Origin of the sequence: Pontibacter virosus (assembly GCF_003096355.1) — a bacterium.
Taxonomy (GTDB): Bacteria; Bacteroidota; Bacteroidia; order Cytophagales; family Hymenobacteraceae; genus Pontibacter; species Pontibacter virosus.
Window position 1 is genome coordinate 37591 of record NZ_QEKI01000007.1, and the last position, 19202, is coordinate 56792.

Sequence of the window (19202 nt, forward strand, 5' to 3'; positions counted from 1 at the left end):
TTGCACCATGGATAAAAAGGTAATGCTCATGATTCTGGATGGTTGGGGAATCGCCACTAACCCAGAAGTTTCAGCTATTCATAAGGCGCACACGCCCTTCTACGATCACATCATTCAGACTTACCAGCACACCACGCTGCAGGCTTCCGGTGAGGCGGTAGGGCTCCCGGAGGGACAGATGGGCAATTCAGAAGTAGGACACATGAACCTGGGTGCCGGACGTGTGGTGTACCAGGACCTGGTGCGCATCAACAAGTCCATTGCAGAACATAAGCTGGCCTCTATGCCGGCGTTGGCGGGCGCCTATGCCTTCGCCAAAGAAAACAAAAAGGACGTGCACCTGATCGGGCTGCTGTCAGACGGTGGCGTTCACTCCCATATTGAGCACCTCAAGGCACTCTGCACTACCGCTTTTGACTATGGCCTGGACAAGGTATACATCCACGCTTTTATGGACGGCCGCGACACAGACCCCAAGGGAGGCGTGAAGTACATCAACGACCTGGAGCAGCACCTCGAAAACACGACCGGCACCATCGCCTCAGTCATCGGCCGCTACTACGCCATGGACCGCGACAACCGCTGGGAGCGTGTAAAACTGGCCTATGACCTGATGGTGCACGGCAAGGGCACGCCTTCGCAGAACCTCATCAAGTCGGTGCTGGACTCTTACAACGCCGGTGTCACGGACGAGTTCATCCAGCCGATTGTGAAAGTAAACAACGAGCAGCAACCCATCGCAACAATCAAGGAAGGCGATGTGGTGATCTGCTTCAACTTCCGCACTGACCGTGGCCGTGAGATCACGCAGGCGCTCACGCAGCAGGACTTCCCGGAGCAGAACATGCACAAGCTCAACCTGCGATACACCACCCTGACCAACTACGACGACACTTTCGTAGGTGTGGAGGCTATTTTCGATAAAGACAACCTGAACAACACGCTTGGTGAAGTGGTGGCCAATGCCGGCCGCAAACAGATCCGCATCGCTGAAACAGAGAAATACCCACACGTAACGTTCTTCTTCTCGGGTGGTCGCGAAGTGCCATTTGATGGTGAGAAGCGTCTGCTGTGCCCATCTCCAAAGGTCGCCACCTACGACCTGAAGCCGGAAATGAGTGCCTACGACATCCGCGACGCCATCGTGCCGGAACTTCTGCAGAGAACAGCCGACTTTATCTGCCTTAACTTTGCCAACCCCGACATGGTCGGTCATACCGGCGTGTTTGAGGCTGCGGTGAAAGCCTGCGAAGCGGTAGACCGTTGTGCCGAATCGGTGGTAAACGCGGCCCTGGAAAGCAACTACGACGTAATCGTAATAGCGGACCACGGCAACGCTGATTTCATGATCAATCCGGACGGTACACCCAACACGGCCCATACCACCAACCTGGTGCCTTGCGTACTGGTGAGCAATGACTATAGAGGCACCCTTAGGCCAGGAAAGTTGGGTGACATTGCCCCTACCATACTGGACTTGATGGGTATCGCGCAGCCGTTGGAGATGACGGGTGAATCACTTCTTGAGAAAGCGCAGTAAATTGAGCAGCTATCGCATCATCGGACTATTTGCCCTGCTGTGGGGACTTGCGGCTTGTGAGCGGCCTACTCCGCCTCTTGCAACGGACAGAGAACCTGCCTATGACCTAACGGGCTACCTGCAAGCGCAAACGGCCCGTCTGCAACAGGAGCAGCCTCCGGTGCTAAAGTCGGTTATCACAAAAGGACAGCCAACTGAAACCCTGCAAATGGAGGAGTTGGATTGGGAAAAAGAACTCGCCATTTTTCAGGAAGTGGACCTGAGCCGCCCAGCTTTGCGCGATTTTTACAGGGAAGAGCGCCATAGCTTGCCCAATGGTAGCACGGTCAGTATCTTCACAAAAGATGCCGAAGCGGCTGCCCCTGTTGACCGTCTGCAGCTCACCATATCGCCTTCTCAGAAGCTGGAAAGCCTCGAAGCAATGGTGCTGGAAGAGAACCTGTTATTCTACTCTAAAAGAAACATCAGCCTGAGTGCAGAACCAGGTACAGGCAATCTGTCGAGCTACCGGGTGGAGGGCGTGCAAAAGCTTATTTTTGGAGATTCCCTCCGGTACCGTGTTGATGCCAACCTATAGGCAAACCTATAGCAGCCACCGCCTTTTATTCGATTTCTTTTTTAAGGGTTAAATTGCGTATATTGCTCTACTAAGCCGTTCAAGCCATGCACTTTACCTTCGCTTGTACCCTTAGTGTCTGTTTGATCTGTGCTTATGCGTATCTGTACCCTCGCTCTTATTCTTGCCCTTGCCTTTGTTCGTCTGACTTTTGCGCAAACGGCTGAGCAGGGGCGTGGCTGCAGCACAGAGGCATACCTGGAGACTTTAAAACGACAAGATCCGGGCTTTGAGGAGCGCAGCTTAAAAACACAGCAGGCAGTGCAGCAGCTCATGCGCCAGCGCCCTGCTGGCAAGGCCATGCAACAGGCCACCATTACCATACCTGTGGTGTTTCATGTGGTGTATAAGACCGGGAGCGAAAACATCTCCGAGGCGCAGGTACGCTCGCAGCTCGAAGTGCTGAACCGGGACTTTCGCCGTCTTAACGCAGACACCACCAATACTCCGGATTATTTCCAACCGTTCGCCGCCGACACCCGCATTGAGTTTTGCCTGGCCATAGTAGACCCGGACGGAAACCCTACGACAGGTATCACCCGCACACAAACAGCTAAAGAAAGCTTCAGTTATTTCTCTGATCAGATCAAGTCCTCAGCCAATGGGGGGGTGGATGCCTGGGACACAAAGCAGTACCTGAACATCTGGATAGGCAACCTGGGTACTACTAGCATTGGCTATGCCTCCTCGCCAGACGCCTCACCTGAGCGCGACGGGGTGGTGCTGCACTATCGCACGGTAGGGGCGGCCCCGCACAACAATAGCCTGTGGGCCTACAACCAGGGACGAACTGGCACGCATGAAGTGGGGCACTGGCTGGGTCTCAAGCACATCTGGGGCAACGGCATGACCTGCAACGACTCCGATGACATAGACGACACGCCTAATCAGTTTACCCAGACGGATGGCTGCCCAGGCGGAATCGAGCTTTCGTGCGACAACGGCCCCTACGGCAACATGTGGCAAAACTACATGGACTACTCCTACGATGCCTGCATGAGCCTCTTCACCAAAGGCCAGGCTACCTACATGCAAGCGATACTGGAGTCGGCGCGCGGGTATATGTTTGCGTCCACGGCCTGTACCGGTGAGCTGCGTTCGCGTTTCAGCACTGCCCAGCCCCAGGATACTTTGCTGGCCCCCGGCGACCAGGTACAGTTCATCGGTTCATTCGGAGGTTTTAAGCCCACACGGTGGCAGTGGCACTTTGAGGGCGGCACGCCGGCCTCATCTACAGCGCAGAACCCAACCGTCAGGTATAGCCGCCCGGGCAGGTATAGCGTTACCCTCACCACTTCCAACGAGAACTCAAGCCATACCCTCACCAAAGAGGATTACATCTATGTGACGGCAGACAATGTGAAGGTATACCCGAATCCAGCGAAGGGTTATATCATTGTAGAGCAGGCAGCACGTCAGCAGATTCAGCTGGTAGAGCTGCTGAACCGCCACGGCCAGGTGATGCTGCGCCAAGAGGTGGCAGACAGGGTGATCAGACTGGATGTACAACACATTCCGGCAGGTATGTACCTCCTGCGCACAACTAGCACCAACGGCATCGCTGTTACAAAAGTTAGTATCGTAAAATAGGAACGGCTATACCTTAGTAGCCTTCGCCTTGCAGGGTAACTACCACGGTGCGCTTAGAGGCATGATTACGGTGCTCGCACAGGTATACGCCCTGCCAGGTTCCCATATTAAACTCCCCATCCGAGATCGGCACTGTCACGGCGCTTCCCAACAAAGCAGCCTTCAGGTGCGCAGGCATATCATCTGGCCCTTCCTGAGTATGGCGGTAATAGGGTGCATTCTCGGGCACCATCTGGTTGAAGTGGCTTTCAAAATCCTGCCGCACAGTGGGGTCTGCATCTTCGTTGATGCAAAGGCTGGCAGAGGTATGCTTGATAAAGATGTGCGCCAAACCCACCTTGTAGTTCTCCAGCTCAGGCAACTGTGCCAGAAGCAGGTCCGTGATTAAGTGGAAACCGCGTTTTACGGCTGGCAAGCGTATCTCTTTCTGAAACCACATGTCTTTTCTGAGTTGTGAATGAGTGATGGAGTGATTGCTTTTGATTGAGTGAATGAGTGATGGAGTGGATGAGTGATTATTTTTTGATTTGTGATTGAGCGAACTCGTGATTTAGTTATTGATTTTCTGGATGACTTACTGAAAGGTCGATCGTTGTGATTCATACGCAAAAGCACTGCTTGAGTAAACTTATATAAAATCTGCGTGTTTCTTCCATCAATGCTCCATTGAACAAATCACTCATCCACTCCATCACTCATTCACTTAATCACCAACTCACTCAATCAACCGTCCGCTCAAAAGCGCCGATATCTGGCTTGGTGGAACTGCGGTTTAAACCTTTGAGGTCCTTACCTATACCTGGCAAAGGCAGGGCGGCACCGCTGGCGGGGGAAAGGGTGTCGAGGCTGAAGTCCTGCTTGCGAACGTCTTTGAACTTGGGATCGATGTTGAGCAGGTTGCCGTTGCTATTGAGTGTGTTTTTGTAAGCATCCGTGCGCAGTATGTTGTGCGCTACCTCAGTTGAAATGTTGCCTTCCAGCAGTACTTCGTTTATATAGTTGGAGCCGTCGCTGTGTACAATGCTGTTGCCCAGCCGTAGTCGTGTGGGCTGGTCTCGGATATCAGTGCCAGGTATAAAGTCAGCGATGACAAATGCGGGGGTTTCGCGCTGCAACTGATTCTGGTAATTGACAAGGGTCGAATACAGTACCTCATAATTCCCCCCACCCAAGCCGCCGAAGCTGTACTGCCCGCAGTTCTGGATCAAAGTGTTTACCACCTTTACATCCGAAGTGAAAGCCACGATGCCGTCCAGAAAAGCATACTGTATCGCACAGCCTTCCACCAAAGTACCTCCCTTGCCCGGGTTGCCGATCCGCAGACCGCGAATCGTGTTGCGGATATCGGCATAGCGGATGGTGTTGTTCTGACTGCCAGCCAGGATGCGTATACCTTCCCACTGTCCGGGCGCATTGACATAGGCAGGCTCACGTCGTATACCTGAGAACGTCACCCGTTCCTCTGGTGTGCCTTTAACCTGCAGCGTGCCGTTGATCAGCAGCACGGCTTTATTCGTGGCAAATATGCGTGCTCCTTTTTCAATAGTCAATGTGGTTCCTTCGCGCAGCAGTACGGTGTCGAGCAGCACATGCGGTTTACCTGCCGCCCAGGTCGTGTTGCCGATTACACCCTTTTGATGGAACACCGCATCTTGCCCATAAGCCACCAGCTTCACGTTCTGCTGGTTTCCGTTTGTCTGGAACACTATAGAGTCTGCCACCAGGAAAGGTTGGTTTTGGGCTGCCGGGTTGATGTTGACACGCACCAGAATATAGAGGCTGTCCTGACCGCGCAACTCGAGGTTGTTTGCGATTGGAGTTTCCTGTCCGTTAATGATCAATTTGTAAGGGGAAACATTAGCTCCGCCTAAACTGATACTGCTGATGCGCACGGCATTCTTTTGTGGGTTGTATACCTTGAGTCGCCGTGTTACACTGCCCTGCGTTACAAAAACCGTATCAAACAGCACCGTATCTGCCGAGAAGCGCAGCACCACGTCCGGGTCGTTGGTCACAACCTCATCTTTAGGCTCACAGCCCACCATCGAGAGTAGGAATAAAAGAGGCAGTATGGCGAGCAGGTATTTCAAGGGATAGTGAATTGCCGGATTGTTAAATTGTTGAATGGTTGCTCTATTTTTTAAACCTTAAAGATAAGAGACTAATACCTGTTGCGAAGCACATGACAATAGTAATTGATGCTGTAAGAACATAGACTGTTTTATCATGCAGGTATAGTAGTCCGCAGAAAATAATGGTTAACGCAATGAGATAATAAAAAAGCCTACCCTGCTCTATTGAATTCTTCTTCTTTAGGTTTCTAAAGGCAAATATCTCCCTGCCCAAAAATACAATTTCAAACAAAGTAAAAGCAGCGTAAAAAATGAACACAGTTACTACAGTAGCATACAAGCCATATTCATAGATTCCAATAGGTATAGCAACTGCTACCAAGCAAAGTGTAACTATGTTATCGACTTTACTGATACCTCTTAGCCCCTCCTTACTGTATAAAATTAAGCTTTTCATACCGTTTATACCTGAGAATTGTTCCCTATCATAGCATGCAGTAAGAGCGTTAACTTCTAATCAATGTCTCCATTTATTTGGCAACCATTATTGTTCAGCGAAACTAAAGTTTAATGACCTTAGATTATAACCCTTAACAAGTTAAAATAAAAAAAGGAATGCAGCGCAGCTTTCGGCTGCACCACATTCCTAAATATACCTTAGTCAGAAGCAGGTTAGCTTACTACGCTGTGGCACCCTCTTTCAGGCGCTCAGCGTTCTCTGCTATACGCAGCTCCTCAACGAAGTCGTCGATGCCACCTTCCATTACGTTAGGCAGGTTGTAAACAGTGTAGCCTATACGGTGATCCGTTACACGTCCCTGTGGGTAGTTGTACGTACGGATCTTGTCAGAACGGTCGCCGCCGCCTACCATGCTCTTACGTTGGGCACCTTCGGCTTCCAGTTTCTTGGCAAGCTCCTGCTCATAAATACGCGAGCGGAGTACAGCCAGTGCTTTGTCAAAGTTCTTTAGCTGCGATTTCTGGTCCTGGCACTGCGCTACAAGGCCGGTTGGTAAGTGTGTTAAACGCACAGCCGAGTAAGTTGTGTTTACCGACTGTCCACCCGGGCCTGAAGAACAGAAAAGGTCCTTGCGGATATCGTTCATATCAAGGTCAATGTCAAACTCCTCTACCTCCGGCAGTACTACCACCGAAGCCACTGATGTATGGATACGACCCTGCGTTTCGGTTGCAGGCACACGTTGCACGCGGTGTACACCCGATTCAAACTTGAGCTTGCCATACACGTCTTCACCCGACATGCCCACAATGATTTCTTTATAGCCGCCTGATGTACCTTCTGTGGCATCGATCAGTTCAGTGCGCCAGCCCATCTTCTCAGCAAAGCGGGTATACATGCGGTATAGGTCACCGGCGAAGATAGAAGCCTCATCGCCACCGGCACCGGCACGTATCTCCATGATGATGTCTTTGCTATCGTTCGGGTCTTTCGGGATAAGCAGCTCTTTCAGGGTATCCTCCATCGCCTCACGCTGCGGCAGTAGCTCGTCCAGCTCTTCCTTGGCCATTTCACGGAAGTCCTCATCCTTTTCGGTCGCAATTACCTGCTTGGCATTGTCGATGTTGCTCAGGATGTTGAGGTACTTCTTATACTCTACTACTATTTTGTCAAGATCCTTATACTCTTTATTCAGCGATTTGAACTTCTTCATGTCGCTGGCCACATCAGGCTGGATAAGCAGTTGGCTTACCTCCTCAAACCGTTGATTAATGGCTTCTAATTTATCTAACATCGCTCTGTTATGGTTTTAAGCTGCAAAGATACTAAATTGGCGTTTAAGTAATAAAACATAAGTGCTGGTTGCAGCTGTTATATTACTTATTTATTCTACTACAAATTTGTATCGAAAGATGTTCACTGCCCGTTCTTTGCTCGCTACTATAACCCTCTGCACAGCCTTTATAGTTTCAGGTTGCGATGTGAAAGTGAAACCGATTGAAGGAGGGAAGGAAATCGCCCAGGAACTGGAGCGCCACAAGATCAAGCGCCTTACCCGCCAGGATATCCTCGCCGCCACCCAGAAGTACGGTGATTCTATTGTAGTGGTGGCTGAGCGCCTGCATACCCAGCGCCTGACCGAGCACCTGAACCAGGGAGGTATAGCAGCCGCCATACCTTACTGCCAGCCTGAAAACTACGAAGAGACAGAGACATTGCAAGACAAGTTCGGCGCCATCTCGCGCCGCTTCAGCGAGCGCCCACGCAACCCGCAAAACCTGGCCAAGGGCGGCACAGTTAAGACGCTGGCCAGGTATAGCAGCAGCCAGGAGCAAGGAATAACAGTTGAGGAGCTGGGCCAAGACCAGATCCGCTATACCTCGCCCATCTACCTGCGCGACGAGAGCTGCCTCAGCTGCCACGGCACAGTGGGTCAGGAGTTGAGCGAATCCGATTATCTCCTGATCAAAGAAAAGTACCCGCAGGACCAGGCCACTGGCTACAAAAAAGGCGATTTAATGGGAACCTGGGAGCTCACCTTCGACAAGATGGACCTGGTAGCCTTCCTCAACGACCAACCCAAGAAAAGCCGCCGTCCGCGCTAAACATTCCGCTGACAGGCCTGTTTATGGGCCATACAACCGGTTTAAGGTGATATATGTCACTGCATTTTACGCCCAAAACCTTTACCTTTGTACCTGGTAGATGAGGTATACCTGATCTGATGTTTAATCTTATAAAAAAGAATAACATGGCTGTAATAGTAGCAACTGATAACGATTTCGATAATGTACTTAACTCAAACCAAAACGTGGTAGTGAAATACTACGCTGACTGGTGCGGCAGCTGCCGTTTGTTTGCGCCTAAGTTCAAGCGCATGTCTGGTGAAGAAGATTTTGCCAACGTGGCTTTCGTAGACGTGAACGCCGAGACAAGCCCGGAGGCCCGCAAAGCAGCTGGCGTAACAAACCTGCCTTTCTTTGCTGTTTTTAAAAATGGCAAACTGGTAGATACCGTAGCCGCCAGTAAGGAGGAAGCCGTACGTGATCTGATCAATAAACTGACTGTTTAAGAAATGAAGATACCTGTTATTAAAAAGCTAGTAGAAAACGAGTCGCTGGAGAACCTGACAGCCGCTGAAGAAGCCCTGATGGAAGAGCAGCCGCTCGGTATTGAGGTGGAAGGCGACGACGAAGGCGAACAGCTGACGCACGTGATAGCCGCCGCCTGGATCCTGAACTATATGAACGACAATGGCGTGGACTTTAAGACTGCGCTGCGTGAATACACCAAGAAGGTGCGTGTGTCTATCAGCTAGTACCTATTCTGAAAATCATATAAAGCAGCCGGCCTCGAAGCGTAATGTTTCGGGGCCGGCTGCTTTTATAATGTAGCTTTTGCTTAGGTTTTATTTTTGGCGAAATACTCTTCTGCCAGCTTTCCGCCCATATCGGTACAAATGCCGCGCACATAGTACAGGTAGATGCTGCGGAACACTTCTGACAGATCGTACTTTGCAGGCGGAAAAGCTACCGGGTTGATCATCATAAAGAATTGCTCCAGGATGATTTTAGTAACTAGTTGCAGGTTGATGTCTTTGCGGAAATAACCCTGCAGTATGCCCCTGTTCAGGATCTCAGCGTTTACATGCTGGTTGTTGTCGACCAGATTCTGCATGCTTATTTGCCAGGCCTCCGGATACTTTTGCAAATCACCGATGTAAACCGGGTTTATTTGCTTGATCGTTCTGGTACCATCCTGCAGGAGCAGCATGATTTCCTCCACAGGGTTAGATGCTTTTAAGAGCAAGTCCGCCTGCCTCTTGTTCTCTACCTCTATATCATACAGAATTACCTGTTTCACCATATTCTCGCGGTCCGAGAAAAGCTCATGGAAAGTTGACTGTCGTATGTCGAGCTTTCTGATCAGATCCGCATCCGAATTCGCATCTATACCTTCCCGCTTGAAAATCTGCAGGAGCTCACCTAATATGGTTTCTAGAAAAGTCATTGAATGAAGTAGGTCATCAAGCCCCTCAACAGGACAGGTATCTATACGCAACAGTGGACTTGATGTGTATTATAAATTTGCTTTTGTTGTTTCGTTAAAAACATGCAAATGTAACACAATAAGTTGCACCCCGCAAACTGCTCAACAGGTGGAATAAGTCTGATTTACAGTAGAGTCCAGATACTTATGAAGAAAACTGCCTGCACCAGGTATACGTAAGGTGCCAGGCGGTTCTGTTTATAGATGGGGGCTTTTTGGAAGTATACCTGAAACAGAAAAGCCAGCCCCAGCCAACCCAGGTAATTGGACCACGGAATGCGACCGCCTTTCCAATCCCAAAAGTCGAAAGCCACCGCTACCGGCTCCAGAAAAAAATCGAGTCCGACCATCAGCAGGGCCGCCACCACGGCTCTCACAAGCCAGTGCATGTCAATCATGTTCACCAAATGCCCTGTTGTGTAAACGAGCAGCAGCCAGTTAAGTCCGATCAGCAGCGGCACGTCCAGAAACTTCATTCCCAATGATTCTCCATAGGTATAGTCTCCAAACAGCAAACCGGTGTGCACCCCAACCACTTCCGCAAAAAAGCCGGCAGCCACAACCACTATCGCAAAAAGCAGAAAAGCTGTGTTCCAGCGTTTGTGAAAAGAAAAGAGCAGAACGTTCGTGAGGATCAGGTTCATGGGCGTAAGCCGCTGAAACTTTTCGGGTTCGCCACTAAACAAGAGTCCCCAAAAGCCCACGGCATGAAAAATGGCCAGCACTCCCAGCGCCGCAGCAAAAGCATAGGGCTTGAGGCGCTGCTGCAAAGGTATAGCCGGTTGGTATGGATGTGTGGTCTCAGGCATGCTGTTTCGCTTGGTTAACTGATGTTACGACGGGCACCAGGTTGCCCACTATACGGGCAGAAAGCAGGCAGAGTGGTATACCCCCGCCAGGGTGTACGCTGCCGCCGCAAAAGTAGAGTCCTTTTAATTTAGAGCTAAAATTGGGGTGCCGCAGAAAGGCCGCCATGCGGTTGTTGGAGCTGCTGCCATACAGCGCCCCGGCGTAAGAAGACGTTTGCTGCTCGATCAGCAGTGGGTCCAGCACCTGCTCACAGACAATCGCTTCGCGGAGGTTAGTCTGAAGCATGCGGCTTAGCTTATCCGTCACAGCCTGGCGGGTAGTCTCAACGAGCTGCTCCCAGTCCTGTCCCTGGTGATGCGGCACGTTCACCATTACAAACCAGTTCTCACAACCTGCAGGCGCATCGCTCTTCTCCATTTTAGAGGTGATGTTCACATACACGGTTGGGTCGGGGCTGATGGACTTGCGCTGGAAGATGTGCTCGAACTCCTGCTTGTAGTCCTGGCTGAAAAAGATGTTGTGCAGGTGCAGCTCCGGAAACGCACGGGCTATACCCCAGTAGTAGATCAGCGCGGAACTGGAGCGCGGCTGCTGCAATGTCTGCTCCGGAGCAGGTTGGTCAGGTAGAAGTCGTCGATAGGTAGGCACCACGTCCATGTTGCTCACCACTACTTTGGCGCTATACCTACCCGAGCTGGTTTCTATACCTGTCGCCTTGCCATTTTGTATGACAATGCGCTCCACCCGCTCGTTATACCTGAAGGCCACGCCAAGTTCCTCTGCCAGTTTCACCAGACTGGCCGCAATACTGTAAATGCCTCCTTTCGGGTAAAAAGCGCCTGTGTTGTGCTCCAGGTGCGGAATCAGGTTGAGTGTGCCCGGGGCCTGGTAAGGGTCGGAGCCATTGTAAGTGGCAAAGCGGTCGAGCAGCTGCACAAACCGCGGATCATCGAACAGCCTGGTGTTGGCATCGTGCATGGTTGTTGTCAGCCCCAAATCCGACAGGCACCCCAACGCTTTGAGCACATCTGCGCTCAAATATGTATCGAGCCGGTGCAGGGACTTGTGCAGAAAGGTATCTGCTGTGCCCTTGTAAAGCCGGGCGCTTTTGGCCAACACGTCCCGCACATCCTGCGCCTTCACGCCCAGTTGCTGCTCTGCTTCAACGGCGAAAGCCTCCGCATCGGCATACGCTTTCAGGCGACTGCCATCGGGCCAGAAGTAGTGCGTAATCGGGTCGAGGCGGGTATAGGTGAAATAGTCGGAAGGGTTGCGGCCAGCCAGCGTGAAGAGCTCGTCGACGAGGTGCGGAAGCGTGAACAGCGAAGGACCGGCATCAAAGCGATAACCCTGCAGGTCGAACTGGTGCATCTTGCCTCCGAACGAAGCATTAGCCTCAAACACGGTCACGTCATAGCCTTTCACCGCCAGCCTGATGGCCGTGGCTATACCTCCTATACCTGATCCGATAATGGCCGCTTTCGTCATACCCGAATTTAAGCAGATTATTGCTCTCCTGCACTTAACTGATTGCCTACGGCAAAGGTTTTGATAAATGCTGGTATACCTGTAAGTAACAGCAGCCTTCTATGGCTATACATAAAGTCACTTCTGCTGAAAAACCTCTCTATAAATTGGCTTCCGCATCCCGAAAGCCACCAGCATCAGTGGGTATAGCATGGCATCCAATGCTTTATACCCGGTGCTGTAGTCGATGATATCGTGGATGATGGCGCCGCTGCCGTGCTGCGTGACCAGATGCTTGTGTCGCCATTTGCGTAGGGGCGGGGGTACTTCCTGTCCTTCGTCTACAAACCAGGCCGTCGTATTCGTTATTTCACGTTCTGTGATCAGGCTGGTCCAGCGGAAAGATTTTATACCTGTCTGCAACTCTACCTCCACCACATCACCCGGCGCGCTGCCATCAAACCGCAACAGTTTCAGTCGAGGGTAGGGCGGTGCCAGTTTCCTGAATAGCTGCTCATCAAAAGCATAAAACACGCTTAGATAATCCTGCTGAACTGCTGTTTGAAGGTGTAGGCGCATTAATTTGTTGAATTGTCGGATTGTTAAATTGTTGATTAGCAGCTATACCTGTCTTTCCCTAGTTGAACCAAGTTACAGTAGTATTCAGGTATAGACAGTACAACTTGGCTAGGCGAAACTAGTAAAGTCTAGTTAAGGTATAGCCTTTTCTTCTATACCTGTAGGTCGGACTATACCTTAGAGCGTCGCCTACTCTTTATACCTAAGCACTATGTCTATTAACCAAACAATCGCTATTAAGTTATACCTAAGATCGTGCTTTAACCAAAATAGAAAAAGCCGCAACATGCATCATGCTGCGGCCTTGGTATAATCATTCGCTATCGAGCCAGCAATTTAACTATCAACAATTCCACCTTAACTCAACAGATTGTCAATATCCTCTTTCGTCAGGCTCTTGATGACGTTCTCGTCAGTGCTGATCAAGTCGGTTACGAGTTGAATCTTGCGGTTCTGCAGTGCCAGGATTTTCTCCTCTACGGTGTCTTTGGTGATGAACTTGTAGGTGAAGACCTTGTTCTGCTGCCCGATTCGGTGGGCTCGGTCTACGGCCTGCGCCTCTACAGCAGGGTTCCACCACGGATCCAGAATAAACACATAGTCTGCGGCGGTCAGGTTAAGGCCTACGCCACCAGCTTTCATCGAGATCAGAAACACCTGTATGTTCGGATCATTCTGGAACAGCTCTACCTGCTGCTGCCTGTTCTTGGTATTACCGTCCAGGTAAGCATAAGTGATTTCCTTCTCATCAAGCGCCTGCCGAATGATTTCCAGGTGTTTCACGAACTGACTGAATATAAGCACTTTATGACCTTTCGCCACAATGCTCTTCGTCATACGCATCACCTCTTTCAGCTTGCCCGACTCGCCTTCATAGTTTGGGTCAGTCATGAAAGGGTGGTTGGCTATCTGGCGGAGCTTCATCAAACCCTGTAGGAGCACAAACTGCGTGTTGCCCGGCCCCTTTTCCTCCAGACTGGTTAAGATCTTGTTGCGGTAATACGACTTGGTCTCTTCGTAGGCGTGCTCCTGCTCCTCTGTCATCTTACAGAAGGTAGTGTGCTCTATCTTAGGCGGCAACTCACGCGCCACCTGCGACTTGTGCCTGCGCAGTATAAAAGGTTTGATCAACGCATGAAGCCGGCGGGTCTTGTGCTCGTCTTTCTGTTTCTCAATTGGCTTTAAGAACTCTTTCCGGAAGAAATGCTGGTTGCCAAGCAAACCCGGGTTGATGAACGACATCTGCGACCAGAGGTCCATGGTGCTGTTCTCAACCGGCGTGCCAGTTAAGATCAGGCGGTGGCGCGACTTCAGGGAACGAACTGCTTTTGAGGTATTGGAATCCGGGTTTTTGATGGCCTGCGACTCGTCCAGGATGATGTAGTCGAAGTAGTAGGTCTTGAGCAGTTCTGTATCCAGGCGCACAATGCCATAGGAGGTTAGCACCAAATCATAATCCTTGAACTGCTCCACGTTCTTGTCGCGGTAGGTGCCGGTGTAGGTGAGGATGCGTAACTCTGGGGTGAACTTCTGCGCCTCGTTCAGCCAATTGTAAATAAGCGAGGTAGGCATCACAAGCAAGGTAGCCGATTCTGCCCCGTTTTCCTTGCGGTGCTGCAGCATGGCCAGCGTCTGCACGGTCTTGCCCAAGCCCATGTCATCGGCCAGGCAGCCTCCAAACTTAAAGTCCTTCACGAAGTGCAGCCAGTTGTAACCCGCTTTTTGGTAAGGGCGCAACTCGCCCTGGAAGCCTGCCGGCAGCGGCTTGTCTTCTATGGCATCGAACTCACGCAGTTTCTCCAGCTTACGCGTCATGGTTACCTGCGCCAGGTTACCGTTTTGCAGGTCGTTTACGAGCGCCATGTGGTGCTTGCGCAGCGTCAACTGGTGCTCACCCTCAGAAAAAGCAAACAGCTCGATATACTGCGTAAACCACTCTTCCGGTATAATGGCCACCTGCCCGTTCGGTAGCAGGTATTCATTATTGCGGGTAAGGATGTGGTTTTTGAGCTTGATAAATGGCACCTCGAACTCACCGAAGCGAACAGTACCGTAAATGTCGAACCAGTCGTTGTTTTCGGTTATACCTACATTAACAGAGATGTCGCCAATAAAGTAATTCTTCCCGCTTTTCTCCGATTGCTCCACCGTGAAACCAAGTTCCTCCAGCGCCTGCAGGTTATGGTTAAGCCACGAAAAGGCTGCGCTCTTGTCCAGCACCGCCTGTCCGTTCTTCACCTCCAGTTCGCGCTTGGCAAGCTCTTTCACATATTGCTTTTCATATACCGCATCGCGTATCAGCTTATGGAAGATATAAGACTCCTCTGTCTTTTCCATACTCACACTAATGCGCTTGGCGTCCTGTGCCTCCACCATGTGGTCGCCATACCTGAATGACAGGTTAAAAAGTATTTTGTCAGCTACGGCAGCCTTATCGGCCTTGCTCGCCTCGCTGCCACCGTTGCTCAGCAGTGCAGACACGTTGGTTGCCTTGACTTCGGAGAAGTTCAGGTGCGGTTTCGGTCGGAATTGCTGCGGCTTAATCTCAAACCCATTTGGCTTCACGTCGAAGGACTCTACCAGTGAGGTCACAAATTTACGGTAGTAGCTTTCCTCTACCGAACGCGGAATCAGGATAAACTTCTTATTCAGGAAGGGTTGCAGCTTTTTACCGTCTATGCCGCTCTCGAAACTGTATACCACGCCATCCAGCAACAGCCAGGCCGGCTCGTAGCAAATCAGGGCTGCATTGCGGTACTGGAAGTTTAACTTCTCGCCCTTGTACCTGACGGTAGGGTAATAATGGGTATTGTCTTCGTTCCGATGCAAGTGGAAGCGCACTGTTGCTTTATCGTCCGCTACCTGAATCTCTTTCCAAGTGGGATCGCCGTCCTTGCCCATTATAAACGTGCGACGGTTCCGGAGCATTTCCAGAATCTTGTTCATGCGCACCTGTATGTAGTGGCTAATCGCCTCCTGCATGTTTTTATCGCCCTTTTCAGAGTCGTATACCTTCAGGAAGAAATCAACCGGAGAAAGCTTCTTGTTCGAGAACTTCTTTAGAACAGCGTCCTGCTGTATCTGATCGATCAGGTCGATCAGTTTAAAATCCTGGGCGTCGAGGCGAGCGGAGAATTCGTCGGCGTTTTTGGCAGAAATATTCTGGTGCTGTAAAGTCAGCTGCCCCTTGGTATTAATCTGCACCACAAAAGATTCGAACAGGTATCCCAGGTACTCGTGCTCAAACAGCGAGTAAATTACCTGAAACGGCTGTGTGGTGTATACTTTCATACAGGTACAATTTTAGGACTTCAAATTTACCCCTAAAACTCCTGATTTCCTACCTTAAACTCTTGAAATTACCGCTGCGAATCAAAATATTTTTATATTTTCAGTGTTAAATCAATCACTCTAATACATTAAAGACTTTTAATCTCAATATATAGAATTTTCAATATGCTTATATATTATTTAAAGTTCTTCTGCCAGCTTTATCAGTCTTTTAACTGCCTCTAACTCATCAGCTTGCACTAGTCTTACAGCACTTCCCTGAATCAGAAAGACACCTTGAGTCAAATGCAAGGCACCATATATGGGTAGGTATACACCGTTTGCGCTGAACCATACCTGTATCTCATTGTTGTAAGTAGCTAAGTCTATCTTGCCGCATACTTGCTGGCTAGAGGAAGTAAAGGGTGAACAGGAGCAGGAGGGCAGGCAGGTCGTCAGCTATACCTTACAGGTTGTCGCGCACGGACATGGCAGCGGCTTTGCGGGCGGGGCGTATAGATACCAGCATGGTGATGATCACAATGGCGGCACCCGTCAGCACAAAGTCCATCAATACAAGCTTGACAGGGTAGGAGTCGACAACAGAGGTGGCCATACCCATCGAGACGATGCCGAACGTCTGCTGCAGGTTTGCAATCAGCATGCCCAGTGACAGTCCATAAGAGGCCCCGATAAAGGCGACCAACGCGCCTTCAAATAAAAATATGTTGCGGATCTGCTCTTTTGTAGCGCCCATCGAGGCAAGCACCGCTATGTCTTTCTTCTTGTCAATCACCAGCATGGAGAGGGAGAAGAAGATATTGAGGGAGGCGATGAGCAGAATAAAAGTAAAGGTGATGAACACAAAGAGCTTCTCGACTTTCACGGCACGCAGCAGACTTGTGTGCTGTTCGTCGCTGTTCTGCACCAGAAAACCGTCCCCCAACACCTTCTGCAAAGAGCGCTTTACACTTTCGATGCGATGGCCGGCATCCACTTTGATCTCGATGGCTGTACGCCGCCGACCGTATTCCATAAGCTCCTCCGCAAACTGGATCGGCACAAACACATAGGCATCGTCATACTGCCGCTCGATGGCAAACACCCCACCGGGTGTTATCTGCAGTGACTTGAAAGCACCTTCGGGGTTGAGCGGATTGAACTTTGTATTGCGCGGATACATGAACTGCATGTACGTGAACTCGTTGCTCGTCCTGATGGATAACTGATACTGCACACCCCGCCCCACCAAGGCATAGTAATTATCGTTGGCATACAGGTTATAATGGCCTTCCACTACCGAGGAGCCGATCTTGTTCTGTTCAAAGAAGTTCTCGCTCACGCCCTTTACCTTTACCACCATCTGGCGGTCGTTGTAGCGTAGCAGCGCATTGTCTTCTATCACCTCGGTTACGAGCGCCACCCCCGGCGTGCGGCGTATACGGTTCATAAATTCCGTATCCGTTTCAAAAGACTTGCCTTCGACAGACGAAATTTTCAGGTTAGGGTCAAAGCTGGTATAAATGGTGCGAATGAGATCCTCGAGGCCGTTGAATACCGACAGCACAATAACAAGCGCCGCTGTACCCACTGCCACCCCAATCATGGCAATATTGGAGATAATACTGATGATGTTCCTCTTCTTCTTAGAGAAAAAATAACGCTTCGCTATGAGATAAGGGACGTTCATTTAGCAGGTCTGGGCGCTTAGGCTAAAGGTTGATTGTTGATTGTTGATTGTTGATTGTTGATTGTTGATTGTTGATTGTTTTACAAAAAAATTTCCAGCTCCAGCTATTTTCAGAATACTTGGCCTGGTGCTAACCTTCCTCCTGCTATACCTATTCAAAAAGTTTAGCAGCTACACAGTTATATCACAACTTCCACATCAACTTAATCATTGTATTGAGTCAACAATTTAACAATTAAGCCATCAACAATTCAATTTATTTCCAGGCTTTTACGATCAAGCCCGTGCCCGAGGCGTGCTTGCCGTTTACATCAAGCCAGTTTAACACCAGGCTAATAGGAAAGGTAACCAGGTAGTAGAATGGAAGCAGGACAAAGAACGCTTTCGAAGCATTCAGCATCAGGAGCGGGTACTTCATTGACAGCCGCCAAGAAATCTGCCCTGGTTTGCCATAGGAATAGCGCGCCTCCACCTTGCTGAAGCCGGCAGAGAAAAGCTTATCCTGAATTTCCTGGATGTTATAGCCGTCGCGCACGTGCTCTTCAATGAACGAAGTTTCGTCGTCGCCATGCACATCCGAACCACCCTGGTCAGATGGGGTAGAGATCACCAGCATACCGCCCGGCACCAGCGATGCCTGAAAGTTGCGGAACACTTCCACGTCCTCCAGAATATGCTCCATCACGTCCACTGACAAGATCAGGTCATAGGTGTTTTCCTCGCGATACTGTACCAGATCGCCAATGCGAAACAGTACGTTCTGGCGCCCGATGGCCCTGAAAAAGCGGTTGCTGTCTGATATCTGCTCGTCTTTCACATCGACGGCCAGTATGCTCCACTTGCTACTCTGGCTCGAAAGCCAATAGGTATACTGTCCAAAGCCAGAGCCTGCATCCAATATGTGCTGCTCCTCGTTTTTGCGGTCGGCGGCCCACTCGCGCAGCTCTTTGTGCACGTGCCAGGCACGTAGCAGGAGCAGGTCCAGCAGGTTATAAAATACGCGGCGCAGGAAAGGGGTCTTGTTAAAAACATCGCCCAGCACGCGCTTAATCGGGTCGTACTGCATAAGGGTGTTGCTGCTTCTTAGCGGGTATAGGTGTCGTCGTCCTCGTCTTCCTCAGGAGCGGGTGGTATGTCCAGGTTGGCAAAAAGCTGGTCGATCTTGGCGGAGTACTCAGCGGTATCGTCCAGGAAAAACACGAGTTCAGGTATAACACGCACCTGTTTCTTGATGCGCTGGGCCAACAGGTGGCGAATAGTCTTGGTATTGACGCGCAACTCCTGTAGCAGCATTTCGTTGCCGTCTTTGGCGTTCATCACGCTCAGGTATACACGTGCCAGGCCCAGGTCAGGGGACATGCGAACTACGCTCACCGATATATAGGCGCCTCCGAACAAGTGTGGCACTTCACGCTGGAAGACCTCTGCCAACTCCTTCTGAATAAGGCGCGAAAATTTCTGTTGTCTTTTACTTTCCATATTGAAGATGCAAATATCATATTAATTTCGCATTTTTACCCCAATTGTGCCGTATTCATTTCGGCTCAGGCTGGTGTATA

The 19202-nt window shown here is 50.4% G+C and carries 18 protein-coding genes; 6 read left to right on the top strand and 12 right to left on the bottom strand.

All coding sequences use genetic code 11. The features are described 5' to 3' along the window. The first annotated feature begins 7 nt into the window (after positions 1-7). The 3 genes from gpmI (at position 8) to C8E01_RS12200 (ending at position 3746) form a co-directional block, all read left to right on the top strand. Positions 8-1540, top strand: coding sequence for a 2,3-bisphosphoglycerate-independent phosphoglycerate mutase (gene gpmI / locus C8E01_RS12190; RefSeq protein ID WP_116543727.1), 1533 nt, complete (start codon positions 8-10; stop codon positions 1538-1540). 1 nt (position 1541) lies between these two features. Next, complete coding sequence (locus tag C8E01_RS12195) at positions 1542-2117, top strand: hypothetical protein (protein ID WP_116543728.1); 576 nt, start codon at positions 1542-1544, stop codon at positions 2115-2117. 135 nt (positions 2118-2252) lie between these two features. Then, entirely contained in the window at positions 2253-3746 is a 1494-nt protein-coding gene (locus C8E01_RS12200; protein WP_116543729.1) for a M43 family zinc metalloprotease, read from the top strand. Positions 3747-3759: 13 nt separating this feature from the next. Here the strand turns inward: C8E01_RS12200 and C8E01_RS12205 are convergent, their stop codons facing one another. The 4 genes from C8E01_RS12205 to prfA all read right to left on the bottom strand — a co-directional run bounded on the left by C8E01_RS12205 (position 3760) and on the right by prfA (position 7572). Further along, positions 3760-4185 (bottom strand): secondary thiamine-phosphate synthase enzyme YjbQ, encoded by a 426-nt coding sequence (locus C8E01_RS12205; protein ID WP_116543730.1) that lies wholly within the window; start codon positions 4183-4185, stop codon positions 3760-3762. 280 nt (positions 4186-4465) lie between these two features. Further along, complete coding sequence (locus C8E01_RS12210; protein WP_116543731.1) at positions 4466-5836, bottom strand: hypothetical protein; 1371 nt, start codon at positions 5834-5836, stop codon at positions 4466-4468. A 43-nt stretch (positions 5837-5879) separates the two neighbouring features. Further along, entirely contained in the window at positions 5880-6275 is a 396-nt protein-coding gene (locus tag C8E01_RS12215; protein ID WP_116543732.1) for a hypothetical protein, read from the bottom strand. Positions 6276-6498: 223 nt separating this feature from the next. After that, positions 6499-7572 (bottom strand): peptide chain release factor 1, encoded by a 1074-nt coding sequence (gene prfA / locus C8E01_RS12220; protein WP_116543733.1) that lies wholly within the window; start codon positions 7570-7572, stop codon positions 6499-6501. 187 nt (positions 7573-7759) lie between these two features. On the opposite strand from prfA, the gene C8E01_RS12225 reads away from it, so the two are divergent. From C8E01_RS12225 to C8E01_RS12235, 3 genes are all read left to right on the top strand, one after another. Further along, positions 7760-8383, top strand: coding sequence for a Tll0287-like domain-containing protein (locus C8E01_RS12225; protein ID WP_243409548.1), 624 nt, complete (start codon positions 7760-7762; stop codon positions 8381-8383). Positions 8384-8529: 146 nt separating this feature from the next. Beyond that, a complete protein-coding gene (locus C8E01_RS12230) occupies positions 8530-8850 on the top strand; it encodes a thioredoxin family protein (RefSeq protein ID WP_116543843.1) in 321 nt (106 codons plus the stop codon). A gap of 3 nt (positions 8851-8853) precedes the next feature. Next, on the top strand, positions 8854-9096 hold the full coding sequence (locus C8E01_RS12235; RefSeq protein WP_116543735.1) for a DUF6952 family protein: 243 nt from the start codon (positions 8854-8856) through the stop codon (positions 9094-9096). A gap of 83 nt (positions 9097-9179) precedes the next feature. On the opposite strand, the gene C8E01_RS12240 is transcribed toward C8E01_RS12235, so the two are convergent. The 8 genes from C8E01_RS12240 to rbfA all read right to left on the bottom strand — a co-directional run bounded on the left by C8E01_RS12240 (position 9180) and on the right by rbfA (position 19122). Then, a complete protein-coding gene (locus tag C8E01_RS12240) occupies positions 9180-9788 on the bottom strand; it encodes a TetR/AcrR family transcriptional regulator (RefSeq protein WP_116543736.1) in 609 nt (202 codons plus the stop codon). Positions 9789-9952: 164 nt separating this feature from the next. Next, the gene (locus C8E01_RS12245; RefSeq protein WP_116543737.1) at positions 9953-10636 is read right to left on the bottom strand and encodes a carotenoid biosynthesis protein; all 684 of its coding nucleotides are present in this window, start codon (positions 10634-10636) and stop codon (positions 9953-9955) included. Next, a complete protein-coding gene (gene crtD / locus C8E01_RS12250) occupies positions 10629-12125 on the bottom strand; it encodes a 1-hydroxycarotenoid 3,4-desaturase CrtD (protein ID WP_116543738.1) in 1497 nt (498 codons plus the stop codon). The genes C8E01_RS12245 and crtD overlap by 8 nt, the downstream gene beginning before the upstream one ends. Before the next feature lie 117 nt (positions 12126-12242). Continuing rightward, entirely contained in the window at positions 12243-12683 is a 441-nt protein-coding gene (locus tag C8E01_RS12255; RefSeq protein WP_116543739.1) for an SRPBCC family protein, read from the bottom strand. Positions 12684-13040: 357 nt separating this feature from the next. Beyond that, on the bottom strand, positions 13041-15974 hold the full coding sequence (locus C8E01_RS12260; protein ID WP_116543740.1) for a DEAD/DEAH box helicase: 2934 nt from the start codon (positions 15972-15974) through the stop codon (positions 13041-13043). Between the two features lie 445 nt (positions 15975-16419). Further along, complete coding sequence (locus C8E01_RS12265) at positions 16420-17643, bottom strand: ABC transporter permease (protein WP_116543741.1); 1224 nt, start codon at positions 17641-17643, stop codon at positions 16420-16422. A 256-nt stretch (positions 17644-17899) separates the two neighbouring features. Then, complete coding sequence (locus tag C8E01_RS12270; protein ID WP_116543742.1) at positions 17900-18709, bottom strand: class I SAM-dependent methyltransferase; 810 nt, start codon at positions 18707-18709, stop codon at positions 17900-17902. A gap of 17 nt (positions 18710-18726) precedes the next feature. Further along, a complete protein-coding gene (rbfA, locus tag C8E01_RS12275) occupies positions 18727-19122 on the bottom strand; it encodes a 30S ribosome-binding factor RbfA (RefSeq protein WP_116543743.1) in 396 nt (131 codons plus the stop codon). Positions 19123-19202 lie beyond the last annotated feature (80 nt).

What these genes read in the sequence shown, in the direction of transcription:
- gpmI (WP_116543727.1), top strand. Translation starts at nt 8, where the DNA reads ATGGATAAAAAGGTAATGCTCATGATTCTGGATGGTTGGGGAATCGCC.
- C8E01_RS12200 (WP_116543729.1), top strand. Translation starts at nt 2,253, where the DNA reads ATGCGTATCTGTACCCTCGCTCTTATTCTTGCCCTTGCCTTTGTTCGT.
- C8E01_RS12205 (WP_116543730.1), bottom strand. Translation starts at nt 4,185, where the DNA reads ATGTGGTTTCAGAAAGAGATACGCTTGCCAGCCGTAAAACGCGGTTTC.
- C8E01_RS12215 (WP_116543732.1), bottom strand. Translation starts at nt 6,275, where the DNA reads ATGAAAAGCTTAATTTTATACAGTAAGGAGGGGCTAAGAGGTATCAGT.
- prfA (WP_116543733.1), bottom strand. Translation starts at nt 7,572, where the DNA reads ATGTTAGATAAATTAGAAGCCATTAATCAACGGTTTGAGGAGGTAAGC.
- C8E01_RS12230 (WP_116543843.1), top strand. Translation starts at nt 8,530, where the DNA reads ATGGCTGTAATAGTAGCAACTGATAACGATTTCGATAATGTACTTAAC.
- C8E01_RS12235 (WP_116543735.1), top strand. Translation starts at nt 8,854, where the DNA reads ATGAAGATACCTGTTATTAAAAAGCTAGTAGAAAACGAGTCGCTGGAG.
- C8E01_RS12240 (WP_116543736.1), bottom strand. Translation starts at nt 9,788, where the DNA reads ATGACTTTTCTAGAAACCATATTAGGTGAGCTCCTGCAGATTTTCAAG.
- C8E01_RS12245 (WP_116543737.1), bottom strand. Translation starts at nt 10,636, where the DNA reads ATGCCTGAGACCACACATCCATACCAACCGGCTATACCTTTGCAGCAG.
- crtD (WP_116543738.1), bottom strand. Translation starts at nt 12,125, where the DNA reads ATGACGAAAGCGGCCATTATCGGATCAGGTATAGGAGGTATAGCCACG.
- C8E01_RS12255 (WP_116543739.1), bottom strand. Translation starts at nt 12,683, where the DNA reads ATGCGCCTACACCTTCAAACAGCAGTTCAGCAGGATTATCTAAGCGTG.
- C8E01_RS12260 (WP_116543740.1), bottom strand. Translation starts at nt 15,974, where the DNA reads ATGAAAGTATACACCACACAGCCGTTTCAGGTAATTTACTCGCTGTTT.
- C8E01_RS12265 (WP_116543741.1), bottom strand. Translation starts at nt 17,643, where the DNA reads ATGAACGTCCCTTATCTCATAGCGAAGCGTTATTTTTTCTCTAAGAAG.
- C8E01_RS12270 (WP_116543742.1), bottom strand. Translation starts at nt 18,709, where the DNA reads ATGCAGTACGACCCGATTAAGCGCGTGCTGGGCGATGTTTTTAACAAG.
- rbfA (WP_116543743.1), bottom strand. Translation starts at nt 19,122, where the DNA reads ATGGAAAGTAAAAGACAACAGAAATTTTCGCGCCTTATTCAGAAGGAG.